Source organism: Oleiphilus sp. HI0086, from assembly GCF_001635225.1.
Genome location: NZ_LWFZ01001162.1, coordinates 1 through 1166, shown reverse-complemented (window position 1 = coordinate 1166; position 1166 = coordinate 1). Strand labels below are relative to the sequence as shown.

The 1166-nt window shown below is 47.6% G+C and carries 1 pseudogene; it reads right to left on the bottom strand.

The window, feature by feature from the left end:
- Positions 1-1166: pseudogene (locus A3756_RS20380) on the bottom strand (hypothetical protein); the annotation flags it as partial.

Here is a 1166-nt window from a genome sequence, read left to right as displayed (position 1 = left end):
CGGTTCAAGCATTAAGTGCTCAACCGGACGTGTAAGCAATAGGTGTTTGCGTTGCAATACGCTTTGCATTGCAGTCTTGTCGTCCTTGGATTTAAGGCTAGCAATATTTGCTTGGCACACTTCAGCATAAACCTGGTTCAGGTCGTATTGCTGTGCCTGTTGTTTTAACGCGCCTACAGCCGTTAGATAGGGAACGATAAACTGGGTTGTTGGTTTCGCATGAATATTGTTGCCCATTATCCAGTTGACCAAGCCGTAATGGAATTCAAGGTTGGTGCCTAGATCCTTACCTTCCAGCTTAGTGCGGCGAAGTACTTCAGACATTTGTTCAAAGCTTTCCAGACGATTGTTGCCAACAGTCAGGAGTAGGGCGATATTACTATCGTAAGCACCGGCCAAGTGATAGGACATGAATACATCGGTATCAGGGTTGTGAAGACTAATACCCTGGTCGTCACGAATTTCGCCATCAAGCGAATCTGACCAATGTTCAATCAAACCACCTGCATGGGGTGCCAAAGCTTGGTTAGTTGCATTAAGGCGGGCTTCAACCGAAGCATTATGACGCAATACGCGCTCGGGCTTGGGTAAGCGCTTGCCGTGTGCAGCGAGTAATACCATGGCCTCGACCAATGAGTGCACCGTAAAACTGTCATCAGCGTTGTCGGGGTTGACGAATTTCAGGCTATAACAGAGCTCTGTAACGCGGTGTTCAACCTGAATTCGGGTGTTCATTTCCATAAAGAAGTGTTTGTCGCGGTCAACGATACACTCGAAGGTGGATACGTTGTCCAAGCCTACTGCCTGACCAAATACTTCGGATTCTTTTTCCATCGCCTGAAGGGTTTTGATCTCCTGGCTAAGGATTTTAGATTCGGCTTCACTACCGCGATGCAAAGATTCTGTAAGCGCATGCTGTAAATCTTCGGTCGTAACCGATATTTCCAGCAGCTTTTGCTCATGCATCTGCAAAGAGCAATCACGACCGCCCAAAGCCAGTGCCCATTCACCATTACCGATCACCTGGATTTCCTGGTGACGGGTGGTTTCGATATTCAACTCGACAAGAATATTCTTGTTGTCGCCTTGGCCTGTCGCTTTTACCTCGTTGAGGATCTCAAGTACTAGAGAAGGTGCTTCATCTGCTGCTTGGCTTAAGCGCTCTT